Source organism: Ulvibacterium marinum (assembly GCF_003626755.1).
GTDB lineage: Bacteria > Bacteroidota > Bacteroidia > Flavobacteriales > Flavobacteriaceae > Ulvibacterium > Ulvibacterium marinum.
The window spans coordinates 992672-1010868 of sequence record NZ_RBCJ01000001.1 but is presented as its reverse complement, the minus strand read 5'-3'; the positions used below and the strand labels follow the sequence as shown (position 1 = coordinate 1010868).

Below are 18197 nucleotides of genomic sequence, written 5' to 3'. Positions count from 1 at the left end.
CTACGCCTCAACGGACTCCCTAGCATTATTCGATTCTACCAAAAACTGATGAACCTGGCTTACGGCCATGGAGCCTTCTCCCACTGCTGAAGCTACCCGTTTTACAGAACCTTTGCGCACATCACCCACAGCAAAGAAACCTGGAATACTCGTTTCCAGGGACTGTGGTTTTCGTTTTCTGAAAATATCACATCGATATAAATCCTTTTCCGCAATTCCGGGACCGGTGCAGATAAATCCTCTTTCATCGGTTGCCACAAGTCCTTTTAGCCAATCCGTACAAGGCCTGGCACCAATAAAGGTAAAGAGATTAGTAATATTCTTTTTGATTCTTTCGCCATCTTTCGTTTCTAAAACCAGCGATTCCAAATAGTGCTCCCCATGGAGTTCCTTGACCTGGGTATTCAATTGCACATGAATATTAGGGGCCGCTTCGATTCGCTGAACCAGATAGTCGCTCATTTTTGCTCCCAAATCGCCTCCCCTTAAGATTACATGTACTTCCTTGGCATGCTCGGCCAAAAAAAGTGCCGCCTGGCCCGCGGAATTACCGCCCCCTACAACGCCTACCAATTCATCCTTACAAGCGGAAATATTCATTCCTGTTGCAGAATAATAAACACCACTGCCTTCATACTTTTCAATGTTTTCAATAGGCAGTTGCGTATAATTGGCTCCAGTAGCAGCCATAATGGCCTTTGTCTTTATGGCTTTACCATTGGTAGCGTAAAGGATAAAATGTTCCCCGGTATGCTCAATCCTTTCCGCCTTATGTGGAATAGAAATATTACAGCCAAATTTCTGTGCCTGAACATAGGCCTTATTGGCCAGGTCATTTCCTGAAATACCCGTTGGAAAACCGAGATAGTTTTCTATTTTGGAGCTTTTCCCCGCTTGTCCACCGGGAGCATTACTGTCTATGGTAACAACACTAAGCCCTTCTGAGGCAGCATATACGCTTGCCGCCAACCCGGCAGGTCCTGCCCCGATTACCAGCAAGTCAAAAACCTTATCCTCAAAATCCATGAGAACTCCGGCATAACGAGCCAGTTGATCCAAGGATGTTTTCTGACAAATGGCACCATCACTCGCAATAAACAAAGGAAGGTCTTTTTCAGAAAGATTAAAGTTTTGCAGCAATTCCCTTGCTTCCTCGGATACGTCAACGTCCAAGAAATTATGCCAGATATGGTTTTTTTCCATAAAATCCCGTAAGGCATAGGTATGTTTGGAATTACCGGAACCTATGAGTTTCATACCGCCTGTAAATTCATTGAGTACCGTATTCTGCCTTTCCAGGAAAGCATTAAGCAGTACATCGCTAATATCACTATGCTTGGCAATGGCCTCCCTAAGGTGTTGAGGTCTAATACGCAATAAGGTTGTCCCGGATTTTGCGACGGCGTGAAACTGTGCCGCCCTGTTGGAGAGCATTCCGCTATCGCCCGAAAACTCATTTTTACCATGGGCAACGATAACGTAATTATCATTATAGGGATCTTCAATGGAAACCGTTCCATCCAAAACTGCAAAAAAGTCATATTGCAAATCGCCCAAGGAGAACACACGTGTGTCCTTGTCATAGGATTCAATAGTACCGTATTCTTTTAAAATATTAATCTGACGTTGGGTCAATTCGGGAAAACGAGGGTCGTTCATAGGTCTTTAATATCTAGCAATTTGTTCGTGGACATAACACCACATCCATTTTTCGTTCGGCTCCGCAGAAATGATAACCGCATGTTCATGCGAGGCTGCATGCTTACTTGCATGTTTATTGGGCGAACTATCGCAGCACAAGGTAATCCCACAGCTTTGACACGTGCGCAAATGTACCCAGGAATCACCTGTCTTAATACATTCCTCGCACTCATAATCGAGGGGTTTCCTTACCGATTCAATTGCCTGTATGTGTTCACATTTTTTTAATCGCAAAGCCATAACTTAAAATTACAATAAACTTTACAATCCATTTTTATGGGAACATCAATTATGAAAGTTTTAAGTATTTTTAGCCAATATGTTATCCTGGACCTGTGCAGGAAGTTCACTTTCATCCCTTAATCTAGACCAAAATGTATATCAAAAGAAATATTAGCTGGGGCATAATTCTAAGGTATGCCTGGAAAAATCTGATCTTCTTCACCTTATGGGCGGCTATCATTTTTTCTGCCTATTATTATTTAGGATGGAAGCATTTGGATATCCCCTTTCAACCTTTAACCGTAATCGGTGTCGCTGTAGCCTTCTATATAGGTTTTAAAAATAGCCAAAGCTATGATCGTTTTTGGGAAGCTCGGAAAATATGGGGCGGAATTGTCAACTATTCGCGTACATGGGCCAATAATGTATTGAGTTTTGTTGAGGACGATCATGAGACCAAACGTATTCTTATCTATAGACATATCGCCTGGATCAATGCCTTACGAATCCAATTACGCCAACCTACAAGTTTTTCCATTAAAGAGAATAAGTCGGTCGAAAAACTGTTTAAAAGACATGGGGAGCGGAATCCCGTATGTTCGGTTTTGGATAATTTTTTAAGTCCGGAAGAGGATGAGAAATTAGAAAATCGGAAAAATGTAGCTACACACCTTATAAAGAATCAAGGACTACATTTAAAACAATTATTAAACGAAGGGAAAATTACGGAGTTCGATAAACTGGTCTTCCATAACACTTTGGAGGAGCTGTATAACCTGCAGGGAAGGTGCGAACGTATAAAAAATACCCCTTTTCCTAGGCAATATGCCTATTTCAGCACTCTATTTACCTGGATTTTTGTTCTATTGCTTCCTTTTGGCCTGCTTTCCATTTTTGAAGGTGAAATCAAGGAAATACGCACAGATCTGCAACAACAGCTTTTTCTTGGGTTTATGATTCCGTTCTCTGTTTTGATCTCTTGGATATTTACCACTATGGAAAAGATAGGCAGTAATAGTGAAGACCCTTTTGAGGGGCGCATCAATGATGTGCCCATGACAGCACTTTGCCGGACCATTGAAATTGATCTACGCGACATGTTGGATGAAAAGGATTTGCCTAAAAAAGTACAGCCTAAGGATAACATTCTCTATTAATGCCTTTTGTATCGTCCAACTATAATCCGCCCCTTATATTTAGAAACGGGCATTTCTCCACCATTTATTCGGGATTGGTCCGCAGGGTAAACGGATTGGTCCAAGAACGTGAACGATTAGAATTGCCGGATGGTGATTTCTTGGATTTGGATTGGAGCTACGCCCTCAAACCCTCCAGTGGAGTTGTCATTCTTTTACATGGTTTGGAAGGTCATGGCCAACGGCCTTATATAACAGGAAGTGCCAAGCATTTTAACCAGAACGGCTATGATGCCTGTGCAGTGAATTTTCGAGGTTGTGGCGGAGAGACCAATAGGATGTATCGTACCTACCACTCCGGGTCTACCGAAGATTTAGATGCCGTAATACGGCATATTCTGCGTACAAGAAAACATTCTAAAATTTACATCAAAGGTATAAGTCTAGGTGGTAATTTGGCCTTGAAATATGTGGGCGAGAGAAATGAAATTCCGGAAGAAATCAAAGGAGTAATCGGTATTTCCGTCCCCTGCGACCTGTATAGTTCCCTTAAAGAGTTATTGAAGCTTAAGAACTACCTCTATGCCGAACGTTTTAGAAGACATTTAACGGATAAGTTGAGACTAAAACTTCCCCTTTTTCCCGACAAGATTTCTGATGAGGATATCAAAAAAATAAAAACACTGAAGGATTTTGATGACATCTACACCAGTAGAGCGCATGGATTTGCCGATGCCTTGGATTACTATGAAAAATGTAGTTCCCTTCAATTCCTCCCAAATATCAAAATTCCGGCATTGGTCATCAATGCCCAAAACGACTCCTTTTTAGGACCGGAGTGTTTCCCTTATAAAGAAGCCAAAGATAATCCCAAACTCTATTTGGAGGTTCCAAAATATGGTGGCCATGTTGGTTTTTACAAAAGCACCAATATTTATCATAATGAAACAAGAGCAATAAAATTTGTTGAAGAGGTCATTTAAGCCTTGCTATTTTATATATTAGTAGCCCTAAAGTAACAGATGCCGTTAAGGATTCGGCAATAAAATTTGGTATAAATGAAAAAAGTACTCATGTTTTTGGCCTTAGGAGGCCTTATTGTCGGTTGTGGAGGAAAGGAAAAAAAAGAAGAAAGTGGAGGTTTTGAAATGAAACGCTCCAAAACGGAGGAAAAAGCCGCAGATACATCCGAGGGTGTTCCTGTGGATATGAACAATGATGGTGTAGGTCCCTTTAAGGATATTTCTTTCTCCAATGAGGTAGATGCAGAATTGGCAAGTGCCGGAGAGGCCAAGTTCAGTTCCATTTGTGTGGCCTGCCATATGGCCGAACAACGCATGATCGGCCCTGCACTTAAAGGGGTGTATGAAAGGCGAAGTCCTGCATGGGTCATGAATATGATCATTAATCCGGATGTGATGCTCAAAGAAGATCCCATTGCCAAGGCACTTCTTAAGGAATACAACAATGCCATAATGTTAAACCAAAATCTGACCGAAGACGAGACCCGCGCCGTCGCCGAGTATTTAAGGACGTTATAGAGCGTTTCCGAAAATTTAATCTTGCCGTTATCTCTAAATAATCTTGGGATAGCGGCATTTTTTGTGTATTCGTATGGACAGGATAAAGCAGGGAAATCGCAAGGTGAAAATCGTAAAGGCCATAATGTACATGGCTCAGGCGTAGAGAACCAATACTTTTCATAAAACAGTTTTAAGAAACCAAAATCTTTTTTTAACAAAATTTTATCATCTTATCCAGACTGCGGACGTCTTTATAATTGACAGACCGATTAAAGCAGTTCATTATGAAAGAGGATGCATCAGTTTTTGAAAAGAAAAAACCCGCCGAGAAAAAAAGTCATGGTATACGAAAGGATATTTCGCTAAAATATTGGTTGGGATGGTCTGGCGGCTATGGCAATCCCAAAACCGAAAAAACTTGAACTACTTAACAGTATTGCGAAATAATTCCTTTCGTGGAAATAGATATATACTAAAAAAAGCCTGATACAATTTGTTATCAGGCTTTTAAATTTTTAGGCCGTGGTAAGGTTATAGATTAAAGTTCCAAATCCACCCAAACCAATTTATGATCGGAAGCGGCATTCAACTCATTCTGCTCATCTGCCTCGGTGGGCCAAAACACGCCGGAATCTACAACTTTCAAGTTTGCGGATGGGAGAACATAATCTACGCGCAAGTTCCCAGGATTAGTGTCGCCAAAATCCCCGGTATCATAGGCAGGGTCCCCAATATGGGTGTCATTTATCTCTCCTTGAACAATACTGGCCTCGGTACCTCCTTCGCTAGAAGGGACCCTATTTCCTGTAAGTACACTCTGGTTTATTTTGAGGTTACTCTCAAATATGCCAATGGGATGGTTAGTGGAATCGCCATCAAAGGTATCCGCATTCATATCTCCCATCACAACAAAATGTGCACCATAGGCCAACCCTCCGGTAAATCCATTATCATCATAAATGTAGCTCTCGTCATTGATGTAATCACTGATGAAACGTATTTCGTCATGGTTCCTTGTACCGTTCCGATCCTCGGGCCCATCGAATACCGGTGGGGTGGGGTGAGCAATCAAGGCGTGAACAACTTTACTTTCGGAAACTTGAATAGGGATGTCCACATGATTTTTAGAAGATAACCGAAATACTGCCAAAGCTTCTTCGGAATAGTATTGACTATTGTTCTCATTTACGGGCAATAGTGCTTCTGGCATATCTTTCCATAGGAATTGTTGAAATGTACGAATATTCTCTTTCTGGATTTTGTATTTGGATAGTATCGCAAACGCAAACTGGCCAGGAAAGAATCCAAATCCATAGGTGTCCCCGGGAATGGAAACCTCACCATTACCATCCAAATCTACTTCGGCCAAAACCCCTGTATTGGATGATACGGAATAGGCGTATTCGTAAGTAACCGCATCCGCACCGTTTTGGCTTATCCCCAAGTAGTTTTTTTGAAAGAGATCAAGTGCTTCGCCATTTGAATCGTAATCAAACTCCAAAAGGGCAACAACATCCGGGTACTGTCTCTGTATAACCTCCGCTACCAATTTGGCTTGTGGGTTATCCTGTGTGGATAAATCCGAAATCAGTTCTCCTTCGTTGGATCGATTCAAGGAGGCATTGTAACTGGCAAATCGTACTTTAACATCATCGTCTCCTCCTGGGTGACCTATGAAGTCGTCCTTAATACAGGAAGTAACAAGAATTAAGGAAAAAAGGAAAAGAAACTTTGTTCTAGATAATAACTTTTGGGTTTTCATGTTGGAAGTAATTTTGATTAGGATTAAATCTTTAACAGTCTTTTACCTCCTAAATGTAGTTGCTGCGTCTTAAGTACAAATGAACCTAGCGTAAAGATATTGTCCTATTTTTTTGGCGAATGTTAACTTTAGGTTCTTAGATATATTGCGTAGGGATGCATCATAAAAAAACAGAATGATGGAATGGTTTCGTTGCAAAATATCTGTTTTTTTATATGACAGGTTCCCCGTAATTTTAGACAACCTATTTTTACGAGTTACATTGTGCAAAAAAACCCAAAAACCTATTTCAACTGGAGCTCTGGAAAGGATGCCGCGTTGGCATTGTGTTATCTTCAACGGAGTGGAAAATATCATATCGATAGATTGCTTACCACAGTAAACACTCATCACAACCGGGTTTCCATGCATGGCCTAAGAAGGGAACTCTTGGAGAGGCAAGTACAAGAAATTGGTCTACCCCTTACTACTATAGAGCTGCCGGAGGAGCCTACCATGGAAGTTTACAATACCGCAATGGAACGTGTAATTGGAAAACTAAATTCCGAAGGATATACACATTGTGGTTTTGGCGATATTTTTTTAGAAGACCTAAGGATTTATAGGGAAACAAAATTAAGTCCCTATGATATAGAATGTTGCTTTCCGCTTTGGAAAAGAGATTCTAAAGAGCTCATCACTGAATTTTTGGATTTAGGCTTCAGGGCTATAATCATTGCCCTAAATTCCGAAGTATTGGATGTTTCATTTGCCGGACGGGAAATTGATGAAAATTTCCTTAAGGACCTGCCATCCAATGTGGACCCATGTGGTGAAAATGGTGAATTTCATACCTTTTGTTTCGACGGACCCATCTTTACAAATCCAGTGGAGTTTACTTTAGGCGAAAAAGTCTATCGGGAATATAAAAGGCCAAAAGATCAAGATACTAGTACCGTTGGCCATTCTATGGGTTTCTGGTTTTCCGATCTTTTACCGATCGAAAAAAGACAAAACAACTAATCTATTGCGCTACCGAAAATGAAACTACCGTTGTTGCCCTGTATTATACTCATACTCAGCTTAAGCTCGTGTAGAGAGGATAAGGTATTTGCCGAATATGGAATTAAAGAGTTTTCATTTAAGGGACATAAGGCAAAAATCGTATTCCCCCATACAAAAAACGAGAATGGTTTCTGGATCTGGAGGGCCAGGTTTTGGGGTGTTGAACCGCAGGTGGACAAGGCACTCCTGGAAAAAGGGTTTCATGTTGTCTACATTGATGTCGCCGACCTGTTCGGAAATGAGGAAGCTGTTAATCTATGGAACGCTTATTATACCTTCATTTCCAAAAAATACGATCTAAATCAAAAAGTAGTTTTGGAAGGATTAAGTAGGGGCGGATTAATCATTTACAATTGGGCATCCCAAAACACCGAAAAAGTAGCGTGTATTTATGCTGATGCGCCTGTTTGTGATATCAAAAGTTGGCCCGGAGGTCTATTTACAGGAATTGGAAGTCCTAAAGATTGGGAAGCTTGTTTGCAGGCCCATGGTTTGGATGAAAATTCAGTTATGGATTTTGAGGGGAGTCCAATACATACCTGTGTGGATCTTGCTAAGGCCCAAGTCCCGGTCCTACATGTTTTTGGGGATGCCGATAAGGTAGTTCCCCATTTCGAAAATACGGAAGTATTGGCCAAGAATTTTGAGGAAGCAGGTGGAAAAATTAAATTGATCCGCAAGGAAGGTGTGGGTCACCATCCCCATAGCCTGGAAGACCCTGAACCCATAGTGGACTTCATTTTAAGCCATACGGTTAGTAAACCCCGGTAAATACCCAAGAGGATAGGGAACTCTATGGCAGAAAAATCTATTGTATATTTAGGGTACTAGGAATTAGGTTTTGCTACTCATTGCCGCCAATATGAAAAATATATATATCGTAATCCTGCTTTTCCTTTCAACGTGCGCGCCAGAAGAGAATTCTGCATTTGATCTGGTTATTTCCAATGTGAATCTCATTGATGGTACAGGGTCTGGTCTCCAAAAAAATGTAAACATAGGCATCAAAGGAAATAGAATCGTGGCCATTGATGCAAAAGAACTTGTTCAAAAAGCCAAAGTAATTGATGGTAGTGGAAAATTCCTGATTCCCGGACTGTTTGATTGTCATGTACATACCGGGTCCTATAAAAAGGATTTTCCCAAGTTCATCCATTTTGGGGTGACCTCCATATTCATTACCGGGGGTGGTATATGCACCAATAGTTATTACAAGGAAATGCGAGATATGGGAAATCAGGATACCTTGCCTGCTCCCAAGGTGTTTCATACCAGTCAACATTTTACCATGGAGGGGAGACATCCCGTAAAAACCTATGGGTCCAGTCGGTGGCGAGAAGGGAAGACGGTTTTCTTTCTTCGAGACACATTACAAATCGAAGAATTGGTGAAAGAAGTCGCACAGCACCCCATTCAGGGCATAAAACTCACCATAGAAGACGGCCCTCACCCTCCCCTAGTAGAACGGATGCCACAGGAGTTCATTAATAAAGTACAAAAGGAAGCGAACAAAAATGGGTTGGAGGTATTTGTACATGTTAGCGACAATGTTGAACTGCAAATGGCTATCGATGCCAATATCCGAAATATTGTCCATTTTACGGGCGTAGATCTCGATTTTCAAAGAGATGATGCACTTGTAAACAAAATATACCGCGATAGTATTTCTTGGGTGACTACTTTAATGCTGGATAAAAGTTTTTTGTATCCCTTACACCCTGAATGGATCGAGGAACAAAAAGTACAGGAGGTCTATGATAAGAGTTATTTAATGGGCATGGAAGATCCTGGCTTTATATTTCGTGCTAAGGATTATGTTGACTTTATGAGCGATTATCTAAAAACTGAAAATATTGAACTCATTGATGTCATTACGTTTCAAGTTGAAGATATCCAAGAACTTTTTAAGAATGGTGTGAACATGGTACTGGGTACGGACACTGGAAATACCTTTGTTCTACCGGGATATAGTTTACATGAAGAAATGCAGCTTCTTGAAATGGGTGGCATGGAGCCATTGGATATTATTAAAATGGGCACCTTGAACGCTGCAACTATGATGAAGGCTGCCGATAGCCTTGGATCTATTGAAACGGGTAAAATTGCAAATATGGTGCTGTTGGATAAAAACCCCTTGGAGACTATAAAAAATACCTTGGAAATAAATGCGGTAATAAAAAATGGTGTGGTTCAACAGAGAATTGTAGATTAAGCATATAATCCCAAATAGTCTAATTGACAAAACTAGTTTATCCCTAAAAATGGATTTTAAGATTGATTTTTTAGATCACGTGGCCATTCGGGTCAAGGATATTAATGCCTCTGTGGATTGGTATGAAAAAGTACTTGGGTTAAAACGGTACAAGCTTCCAGAGTGGGGGTCTTTCCCAATCTTTATGCTAGCAGGCAAATCCGGTATCGCTTTGTTCCCCGCCAACGAAAAACATAGTGTACTTGATGCGAATTCAAAAAATGTTAAAATAGATCATTTCGCCTTTAATGTAACTCGGGACAACTTTGAAAAGGCAAAAAAGAAATATGACGCATTGAATCTAAAGTACGAATTTCAAGACCATCATTATTTTTACTCCATCTATACCAAAGACCCCGATGGACACACTGTAGAGCTCACTACACTGGTGGTTGACGAGGATGCTTTTTATAGCGACCTATCGAATGCGAAATAACGATTACCGCACCAATACTATGCAACAACCTAAATATTATGAAAAATTACCTATTCGTTTTCTTCGCATTTCTACTTTGTATCTCCTGTCGTCAAGAAAACAATCTTAAAGACCAGCAACTTGATGTAGCCGTAATTCCCGTTCCAAAAGAACTGATTTTGGGAGACAAGGCGTTAATACTCTCAGCAGAAAGTAAGATGTACACTTCCAATGAAAGACTTAAACCTTTGTTATCGCTTTTTGCCGATGAACTCAAAACCTTGACGAATATCGATTTGACGACTAGCACTTCCGAGTTGGCCGATATTCGTTTTGAAATCGATACTGCCTTGGTGAACGATGGTTACCGGATTCATATTGAAAATCGAATCGATGTAACTGCTGGAAGCTATCAGGCTGTGGCTATGGCCCGAACCACCTTGTTGCAAATGGCCCATGTGGAAGGCAAGGAATTGCTATTCCCACAGGTGCAACTGTATGACCATCCAGATACCCAATACCGTGGACTTATGATCGATCTTGCGCGTAATTGGCATAGTATGGAAACGGTAAAAAAGCTAATAGACTTGGCCTCTTATTATAAGACCAATTATGTACAACTCCATTTTACGGACGACCAAAGCTATACATTGCCTTCCAAAAAATATCCTCAGCTTCCAACACCCAATCGACATTATTCCTTTGCCAATTTGGAGGAATTGGAAAGCTACTCACAGAAACGTGGGGTTACCATCATTCCTGAAATAGATATCCCCGGCCACGCCAAATCCTTGGTTACTGCATATCCCAACCTCTTTGGGATCAAAGACCATGAGGAAAATCCTTATATCATTAATATGGGCAAGGAAGAAGTATACATTGCTTTGGATGCTTTGATCGGTGAAATTGCCCTAATTTTTGAGACAACACCCTATTTCCATATTGGTGGTGATGAGGCACGCTTTTCCAAAGTTATGGAAGATCCCCATGTACAAAGCTATATGAAATCCCATAATTTAGGCAATGAGGATGTACACGAACTCTATCGGCATTTTCTAGTAAGGGTAAACGAAATTGTCAAAAAATACGGGAAGCGGACCTGTGTTTGGGAAGGGTTCACCCGTAAAGGCCAAGTGGAGATTCCAAAAGATATGATTGTATTCGAATTTGAGACCAATCGCTATTTGCCAAATGAACTGATAGAAGATGGCTATACTGTGGTGAATACTTCATGGAAACCCATTTATGTGGTCAATGAAAAGAAATGGGAACCCAAGACAATCTACGAATGGAACATGTGGCGATGGGAAAATTGGTGGAGTAGGGCCCCGTCCATCGTCCCTATTCAAGTGGAAGAATCACCATTGGTCATAGGAGCTCAGATGTGTACCTGGGAGCAACCGCAGGAGCTTGAGTTTGTTAGTCTTCGAAAAAGACTTCCCGTAATGAATGAACGTATCTGGAATACCAAGAAAAATATACCCTACCAGGAGTTTATGCAACATTTGGACAGCACAGATACCAAGCTGTCGCTTTTGGTAAACGATTATCAACAGGATAGTCTTTTGGTTGGGCATAATCACAAGGAACCTGAAGATTAAGTAAATGTGATGCGCTTACTGGTCACTTTAAGTCAAAAGTGGATATAGTTAAGCCTGGATTCTTATTGGGGGCAAGTTGAAATCTGAAAAAATTTGAGTTTTTTAAAAAATTTTGTCCTGTTTCATCAGACTGAATCGTCATATAACAAATGAACCGCTTCAAATAGATGCGCTATGAAAGACCTGACGATTAGTTTAAAAAATGGGACCGACCTAGAGTTCAAGTCCTTCCAAAAACAAATTTCATTAAAAAACTGGGTAGGATGGGCAGGTGGTTATAGCATATCGCGCAAGGCAATAAATATTACTAAAAAAGAAAGGTGATTGTTCCCAGATTTTTTCCAACACTCCTTCCTTCAATTCTTTTATTGAATTTTATCCACCACCACTTTATAGGTTGGGTCTTCCAAAACATTCACTTCTATAATATCATCCGCATTTTGCAACAAGCGGATACAGTCCTTGCTTAAATGCCGCAAGTGAACTTTTTTACCTACTTTTTGATACCGTTCCGTAATCTTGTTCAAAGCTTCAATAGCGGACATGTCCACTACGCGGCTTTCTCTAAAATCAATTACTACTTCGTTGGGATCATTGAGTACCTCGAATTTTTCAGCAAATAATGTGGTAGAACCAAAGAATAGCGGGCCATATATTTCGTAATGTTTTACACCCTCATCATCAATATATTTTCGCGCACGAATACGTTTGGCATTGTCCCATGCAAAGACCAAGGCCGAAATAATGACTCCTACCAACACCGCTAAGGCCAGGTTATGAAGGAAAACAGTGACCAGGGTAACCAGTACCATCACCAAGACATCCGATTTTGGCATCCGTCGGAAAGTGCGTAGGCTGGCCCATTCAAAAGTGCCCAAGGCAACCATAATCATAAGTCCTGTTAAAGCGGCCATGGGAACACGTTCAATGAGTCCGGCACCGAACATAATGAACACCAAAAGCATTACTGCGGCCACAATCCCCGAAAGTCTTGCCCTGGCCCCATTAGAGGTGTTGATCAAACTTTGTCCGATCATAGCACACCCGCCCATTCCAGAAAAGAAGCCGGAAAGAATATTGGCGGTACCCTGTGCCACTGCCTCTTTATTACCACGGCCTCTAGTTTCCGTAATCTCGTCAACGATATTTAAGGTTAACAGGCTTTCTATCAATCCTACTCCGGCCACTACGGCAGCGTAGGGGAAAATAATTTGTAGCGTCTCAAAGGAAAATGGAATCTCCGGTATATGAAAAGGTGGAAACCCACCTTTTATGGAAGCAATATCTCCAATGGTCCTAGTATCAATATCAAAGAAGACCACGATACCAAAAATGGTGAGGATAGCGACCAAGGAGGATGGCACCACCTTGCTTAGCCTTGGAAGCCCCCAAATAATAAACATCGTTAGCAATACCAATCCCAACAAAATATATAGTGGGGTGCCCGTAAGCCAATGGCCCTCCGTATCCTGGAACTGTACCAACTGGGACATAAAGATGATGATGGCCAAACCGTTTACAAAACCAAAAATAACGGGATGTGGTACCAAACGCATCAGTTTACCCAATCGAAGGAATCCTGCGGCCATTTGAAGAAGACCGGCCAATATGACTGTGGCAAAAACGTATTCTACCCCAAAATCCTTGGCCAAGGAAACGATAACAACAGCTACGGCCCCAGTAGCTCCGGAAATCATTCCAGGACGACCTCCCAGAATTGATGTGACCAAACCCATGACAAATGCAGCATACAATCCCGTTAATGGGGACAAGCCAGCGATCAGGGCAAAGGCAATGGCTTCTGGCACCAAAGCCAAGGCTACGGTAAGACCCGAAAGGATTTCCGTTTTGTAATTTACCTCCTGTGAAAAATCAAAAAGATTTAGATATTTCTTCAAACCTTATGAATTTAAGGCCGCAAAAATAAGGTTAATTATACTTCCTCCGCAGGTTTTACATTTTTATATTGAAGTTTTGATTTATTTTTAAAGAACTATTTTAAGATTACTCCCAATATTGGGAATACAATAATCCGTTTGGTAAAATATACACGATAATGAAAAAGGCTCTTATCTTTCTATCCTTATTGGTTTTTCCATTTTTAAACTATTCACAGGAGAAGGAAGACAATTACTTTGTTGCACTGTATACTCTAGGGGATAGTTGGGATTCCAGTAAATCTCCCGGGGAACAGACCTATTTTAAGGAACACTCTTCACATCTCTCCAAATTAAGGTCGGACAGTATTATCGTTATTGGGGCGAGGTATAGTGATACCGGAATGCTTATCCTAAAAAGCAAAAATTTGGCCGAAGCCAAAAGTTTGCTCTTGGAGGATATTGCCGTGAAGAATAATCTGTTCCGTGTTGAAATCCATCCCTTTCAACCTTTTTACAAAGGTACTTTGGAGTAATCCAAAATAAGGATTACCAATTTTTAAGCCCTAACAATCGCTCCCCGAGTGACGATAACTTAGCGGTGTCATATTTGGTCTGTTCCCAATTTCTGGGGTCGCCGGGAAATGCATATCCTTCGGGGGCCACCCTATTTTTCCAAGAATTGATGCGCCATTCCTTTAGTTCCGGGTTGTCTTCTTCTGCCGGCATCATGGAAATGTATTGGGCAACACGTACTTTGTCCTTGGATTTATTGGGCCGTATGCCATGGGGTTCCGTACTATTGAAAATCAATAGGTCGCCGGCCTCCATCTTAACCTTTACAATTTTATCCTCCAAATCCGAAATATCGGGTTGGAATCTATCCCGGTCCTCCGGTTGTGTGAGTTTCCAACTATCGTAGTTTCTATAAAGCCAGGGAATGCACTGGAAACCGCCCATGTTTTCGTCCGTTTGATCCGCCAATGCCAATACGCCCTGTACGTTCTGGGGTCTGGTCTCCGGGTCGTAATCCCAATGGATAAAACCCTTTTTATCTACTCCGGGCGATAAAGGAAAATTGAGATTGGCCCGATCTATGGTCACCCAAAGTTTTTCCGTACCCCAAACATCTACAAAGGCATCATAGACGCGTTGGGCCTGACGGTTGTTCCATAAATGTTGATTATTATAGACCTCTACCATTCCTGTACCGGTCAATTCCTTCATCTGCATTTCGGCCCTAGCAGGGGCATACCAAGTTTCCGCATCGTTTGGATCCTTTTCATCAAACTCCCATATAAAGTCTGCCGTAGCTTTGGCCTGCTCCTTGGGAATCGCATTTTTTATAACGATATAACCATTATGTATCCAAAATTGCCAATCCTCTTCACTTAAAACGCGCAAAGGTTTCCCATTGGATCTATCACTTAATTTGATTTTACTACTAGTGGCCGTGGATGGATTTCCCGGAATTTCTTCATGGGCCTTATTGGCCATTTCCATCTTTGTTTTTGTCTGTTGCATGATATATATGTTTAGTTATGTAACTTAATTGATAGGGGTAAAACTACTTCTGTTCATTTCAAAAATCCACCTTCATATTGACCATTATTTGAACTATATTGATTTTTTAACTGCCAAATCCACCTAAATATGGCAATTTTGTTATATTTAAGGATGAAAATCCAGCTGGAAGACATTCGTTCAGATTCCAAAAGTCCGTTTCGACTGTTGCACGATCCCAAGTTGAACCATCTTTTCTACTGGCATTTTCATCCGGAGTTTGAGTTGGTCTACATAGAAGGGGCCAGTGCTACCCGACATGTAGGTGACCACATTTCACAGTTTACGGATAACGATTTGGTATTGATAGGGTCCAATATTCCCCATCTTAATTTTGATCATGGGGTTACTACTTCCTACAGAAAAGAAGTGTTGCACATAAAACCTTCGTTCAAACAGTCCATAACAGCCCAAATGCCCGAGCTGCAATCCTTGGACCGTCTTATGGAGCTTTCAAAGTATGGGCTGGCCTTTACCGGTGCCACTAAAGCGGAAGCTGGTAAACGGATGAAGAGACTTCATTTGTTGGATTCTTTCGAGTTTTTTATGGAAATCCTTTCCATTCTTAGGTTCCTCGCTGGAAGTAAGGAGTTTGAACTGCTCCATAGCAAACCCTTTGTTAATAGGTATAGCCATAAGGAACAGGCACGAATTCGTGAAATCTACGCCTTGATAGATGACCGCTATCAAAATAAAATACCGTTGGAGGAGGTTGCCTCTCTCTGCAATTTAAGCAAACCGGCCTTTTGTCGTTATTTTAAGAAAACCACCGGAACCACTTTTACCAATTTTTTAAACCAGTACCGCATCAGTCAGGCAAAGCGGTTACTGCTCCTCGGTAAAAACATTAGTGAGACCTGCTATGAATGTGGATTTGAAAGCCTTTCCTATTTTAATCGCATTTTCAAAAAGGTAACCCAAGAAAATCCCTCGGAATTTAAACAAAGGCACATAACGCGGTCTTCATAAAAAAACCGCCCCAAATCCACGTAATGGGACTGGAGCGATTCCTAACTAAATAACCAACCAAAAATCTTTATTTATTTCTTTTTCGTTTTACCTTCATAATCGGATTGGAAGTTTTCGTTCTCTTTTTAGCTTCTGAGCCTTTACCAGATTTTAAGTATTGCTGGTACCCTCTTCCACGGAACTCATATATTGTTCCGCTGTCCGGGTGATACAATTCAATTGTACTATCATTGATAACGTACAACTCAAAGTAATCATTGTCCATGAAGTCGTAAGCGAGTGTTAAAGTTTTGAGCGTTTCATCGTTTTCTACGTCATACACCTGATAATCTCCTTCAAAATCCCATTGAAGATTCGAAATCGGTGTTCCTACAGCATCAATTGAGGACCTAAAGAAACCTGGGAGAAACTGTAAAAAGTTTTCATTGTCAAAATCATTGATGGCCCCTTCCTCGCTGGTAAAGACTTTTTCCCAAGCATCATACTCTTGTATAAAGTAATTGATATTGTCATAGAATACCAGGTCATAGTCAAAATTGTTTCGCTTATACCCTCTTAGAAAATACGAGGTATTGGAACGACCATCGTACAATTCAATAGCGTTTCCATTTACGGCAAAAACTTCCAAAAGCCACGGTCCGTCCACATCATGATCTATCTCCACCGCACCCTTCAAGGTAGAATAATACCCAATATCTATTCCCAAACCATTTCCCGTTTTACCTATCCCTACAATATTGTTGTTGGCATATACTACACCATTGTCAAAGGAAATGGTAAAGGCTCGTTGGAGGAAAGGAACTTCACCATTGCCGCGGGTGTGGTTGATATCTACATACCAGAGGTCGTATGACTGTAACACCAAATCGGTATTAAAAGCGGAATCCTCGATAAATTCGTCCTCTACGATTACTTCCGTATAACAGGAACTCATTAAAGTTCCTATTAGCACTATTCCAAAAAGTAGTTTTGCTTTCATAATCTATGGTATTACAATTTGATTAATACAAAACAACCACTATGCCAAATTTTTTAAACATTTGATAATCAATACTTAAGGTGAGGGTTTTTATTTTAAGTATTTTTGACCTGTAAATGAAAAACCTACCTGGTCCAAAAAAGATACATGGATAAAGACTTGAAATTCGCTGTTCTCGGTGGCGGAAGTTGGGCCACGGCCCTAATAAAAATGCTGACGGAAAACTTGGACAACGTTATTTGGTATATGCGAAACCCTGATGCAATCGGGTATATCAAAATCCAAGGGCACAACCCCAATTATCTATCCTCGGTAGCATTGGACCTGGACAAGCTACAATTGACCAATACCATCGATACGGCCGTATCCGAAGCGGACATCCTAATATTTGCCATTCCTTCCGCCTTTCTGGAAAGTGAGTTGCTAAAATTGACAGTTCCCATAACGGATAAAATTATTTTTTCCGCGATAAAGGGTATCGTTCCGGAGACCGGATTAATCGTTGGAGAACATTTTCATGAAAAATATCATATCCCATTTGAGAATATAGGGGTCATCACCGGGCCCTGCCATGCCGAAGAAGTAGCCCTAGAGCGACTTTCTTACTTGACCATAGCTTGTGCGGATGGGAAGAAGGCGAAACTGATAGCGAAAAATCTCAATAGCCATTATATCAAAACCAAGATTACCAAGGACATTATCGGTACGGAATATGCGGCCATGCTCAAGAACATTTACGCTGTTGCGGCCGGAATTGCACATGGACTCGGTTATGGCGATAATTTTCAGAGTGTCCTTATGAGCAATGCCATCCGTGAAATGAAACGCTTTACAAAACGTATTCACAATATTGATCGTAACATTAATGAATCGGCCTATTTAGGGGATCTCTTGGTTACGGGCTATTCTATCTTTAGTCGTAATCGAATGTTCGGCAATATGATCGGTAAAGGTTATACCGTAAAAAGCGCTATGATGGAGATGAATATGGTAGCGGAGGGATATTACGCGACCAAGAGTACCTACGAAATTAAATCAAAGCTTAAAAAGAAGGTAAAGACACCGATTATAGATGCTGTTTATGAAGTGCTGTACGAAGGAAAAAATGCCAAAAAATCCTTTAAGGCCTTGACCAACAAATTGAACTAATTTCG

18 protein-coding genes are annotated in these 18197 nt (G+C 41.0%); 12 read left to right on the top strand and 6 right to left on the bottom strand.

Annotated features, from left to right (window positions below; all coding sequences use genetic code 11):
- Entirely contained in the window at window positions 1-1659 is a 1659-nt protein-coding gene (locus D7Z94_RS04240; RefSeq protein WP_120710264.1) for an FAD-dependent oxidoreductase, read from the bottom strand.
- A gap of 6 nt (window positions 1660-1665) precedes the next feature.
- The gene (locus tag D7Z94_RS04235; protein WP_120710263.1) at window positions 1666-1941 is read right to left on the bottom strand and encodes a UBP-type zinc finger domain-containing protein; all 276 of its coding nucleotides are present in this window, start codon (window positions 1939-1941) and stop codon (window positions 1666-1668) included.
- Between the two features lie 134 nt (window positions 1942-2075).
- Here D7Z94_RS04235 and D7Z94_RS04230 point away from each other — a divergent pair, with 134 nt between their 5' ends.
- The 4 genes from D7Z94_RS04230 (at window position 2076) to D7Z94_RS25590 (ending at window position 5004) form a co-directional block, all read left to right on the top strand.
- Entirely contained in the window at window positions 2076-3080 is a 1005-nt protein-coding gene (locus D7Z94_RS04230) for a bestrophin family protein (RefSeq protein ID WP_120710262.1), read from the top strand.
- Window positions 3080-4042 carry a YheT family hydrolase gene (locus tag D7Z94_RS04225; RefSeq protein WP_120710261.1) on the top strand — a complete coding sequence of 321 codons (963 nt, stop codon included), beginning with the start codon at window positions 3080-3082 and terminating at the stop codon, window positions 4040-4042. Before D7Z94_RS04230 ends, D7Z94_RS04225 begins: the two co-directional genes overlap by 1 nt.
- A 75-nt stretch (window positions 4043-4117) precedes the next feature.
- Complete coding sequence (locus D7Z94_RS04220) at window positions 4118-4600, top strand: c-type cytochrome (protein ID WP_120710260.1); 483 nt, start codon at window positions 4118-4120, stop codon at window positions 4598-4600.
- A gap of 266 nt (window positions 4601-4866) precedes the next feature.
- Window positions 4867-5004 (top strand): hypothetical protein, encoded by a 138-nt coding sequence (locus D7Z94_RS25590; protein ID WP_158594582.1) that lies wholly within the window; start codon window positions 4867-4869, stop codon window positions 5002-5004.
- Between the two features lie 116 nt (window positions 5005-5120).
- Here the strand turns inward: D7Z94_RS25590 and D7Z94_RS04215 are convergent, their stop codons facing one another.
- Window positions 5121-6344 (bottom strand): endonuclease/exonuclease/phosphatase family protein, encoded by a 1224-nt coding sequence (locus D7Z94_RS04215; RefSeq protein WP_120710259.1) that lies wholly within the window; start codon window positions 6342-6344, stop codon window positions 5121-5123.
- Between the two features lie 264 nt (window positions 6345-6608).
- Here D7Z94_RS04215 and D7Z94_RS04210 point away from each other — a divergent pair, with 264 nt between their 5' ends.
- The 5 genes from D7Z94_RS04210 (at window position 6609) to D7Z94_RS04190 (ending at window position 11655) form a co-directional block, all read left to right on the top strand.
- Complete coding sequence (locus tag D7Z94_RS04210) at window positions 6609-7346, top strand: Dph6-related ATP pyrophosphatase (RefSeq protein ID WP_120710258.1); 738 nt, start codon at window positions 6609-6611, stop codon at window positions 7344-7346.
- An 18-nt stretch (window positions 7347-7364) separates the two neighbouring features.
- On the top strand, window positions 7365-8159 hold the full coding sequence (locus D7Z94_RS04205) for an alpha/beta hydrolase family protein (RefSeq protein ID WP_120710257.1): 795 nt from the start codon (window positions 7365-7367) through the stop codon (window positions 8157-8159).
- A 91-nt stretch (window positions 8160-8250) separates the two neighbouring features.
- The gene (locus D7Z94_RS04200) at window positions 8251-9600 is read left to right on the top strand and encodes an amidohydrolase family protein (RefSeq protein ID WP_120710256.1); all 1350 of its coding nucleotides are present in this window, start codon (window positions 8251-8253) and stop codon (window positions 9598-9600) included.
- Window positions 9601-9649: 49 nt separating this feature from the next.
- The gene (locus D7Z94_RS04195) at window positions 9650-10075 is read left to right on the top strand and encodes a VOC family protein (RefSeq protein ID WP_120710255.1); all 426 of its coding nucleotides are present in this window, start codon (window positions 9650-9652) and stop codon (window positions 10073-10075) included.
- A gap of 38 nt (window positions 10076-10113) precedes the next feature.
- Window positions 10114-11655: a family 20 glycosylhydrolase gene (locus D7Z94_RS04190; protein WP_120710254.1), complete on the top strand. Its 1542-nt coding sequence runs from the start codon at window positions 10114-10116 to the stop codon at window positions 11653-11655.
- A 365-nt stretch (window positions 11656-12020) separates the two neighbouring features.
- Here the strand turns inward: D7Z94_RS04190 and D7Z94_RS04185 are convergent, their stop codons facing one another.
- Window positions 12021-13553, bottom strand: a complete 1533-nt coding sequence (locus D7Z94_RS04185) for a SulP family inorganic anion transporter (protein ID WP_120710253.1) — start codon at window positions 13551-13553, stop codon at window positions 12021-12023.
- 158 nt (window positions 13554-13711) lie between these two features.
- Here D7Z94_RS04185 and D7Z94_RS04180 point away from each other — a divergent pair, with 158 nt between their 5' ends.
- Complete coding sequence (locus D7Z94_RS04180) at window positions 13712-14068, top strand: YciI family protein (RefSeq protein ID WP_120710252.1); 357 nt, start codon at window positions 13712-13714, stop codon at window positions 14066-14068.
- A 13-nt stretch (window positions 14069-14081) separates the two neighbouring features.
- Here the strand turns inward: D7Z94_RS04180 and D7Z94_RS04175 are convergent, their stop codons facing one another.
- Window positions 14082-15056: a phytanoyl-CoA dioxygenase family protein gene (locus D7Z94_RS04175; protein WP_120710251.1), complete on the bottom strand. Its 975-nt coding sequence runs from the start codon at window positions 15054-15056 to the stop codon at window positions 14082-14084.
- A gap of 129 nt (window positions 15057-15185) precedes the next feature.
- On the opposite strand from D7Z94_RS04175, the gene D7Z94_RS04170 reads away from it, so the two are divergent.
- Entirely contained in the window at window positions 15186-16064 is an 879-nt protein-coding gene (locus D7Z94_RS04170; protein ID WP_245967130.1) for an AraC family transcriptional regulator, read from the top strand.
- Window positions 16065-16131: 67 nt separating this feature from the next.
- Here the strand turns inward: D7Z94_RS04170 and D7Z94_RS04165 are convergent, their stop codons facing one another.
- On the bottom strand, window positions 16132-17043 hold the full coding sequence (locus tag D7Z94_RS04165; RefSeq protein WP_120710249.1) for a nicotinic acid mononucleotide adenyltransferase: 912 nt from the start codon (window positions 17041-17043) through the stop codon (window positions 16132-16134).
- Window positions 17044-17190: 147 nt separating this feature from the next.
- Here D7Z94_RS04165 and D7Z94_RS04160 point away from each other — a divergent pair, with 147 nt between their 5' ends.
- A complete protein-coding gene (locus D7Z94_RS04160; RefSeq protein ID WP_120710248.1) occupies window positions 17191-18192 on the top strand; it encodes an NAD(P)H-dependent glycerol-3-phosphate dehydrogenase in 1002 nt (333 codons plus the stop codon).
- Window positions 18193-18197: the final 5 nt, after the last annotated feature.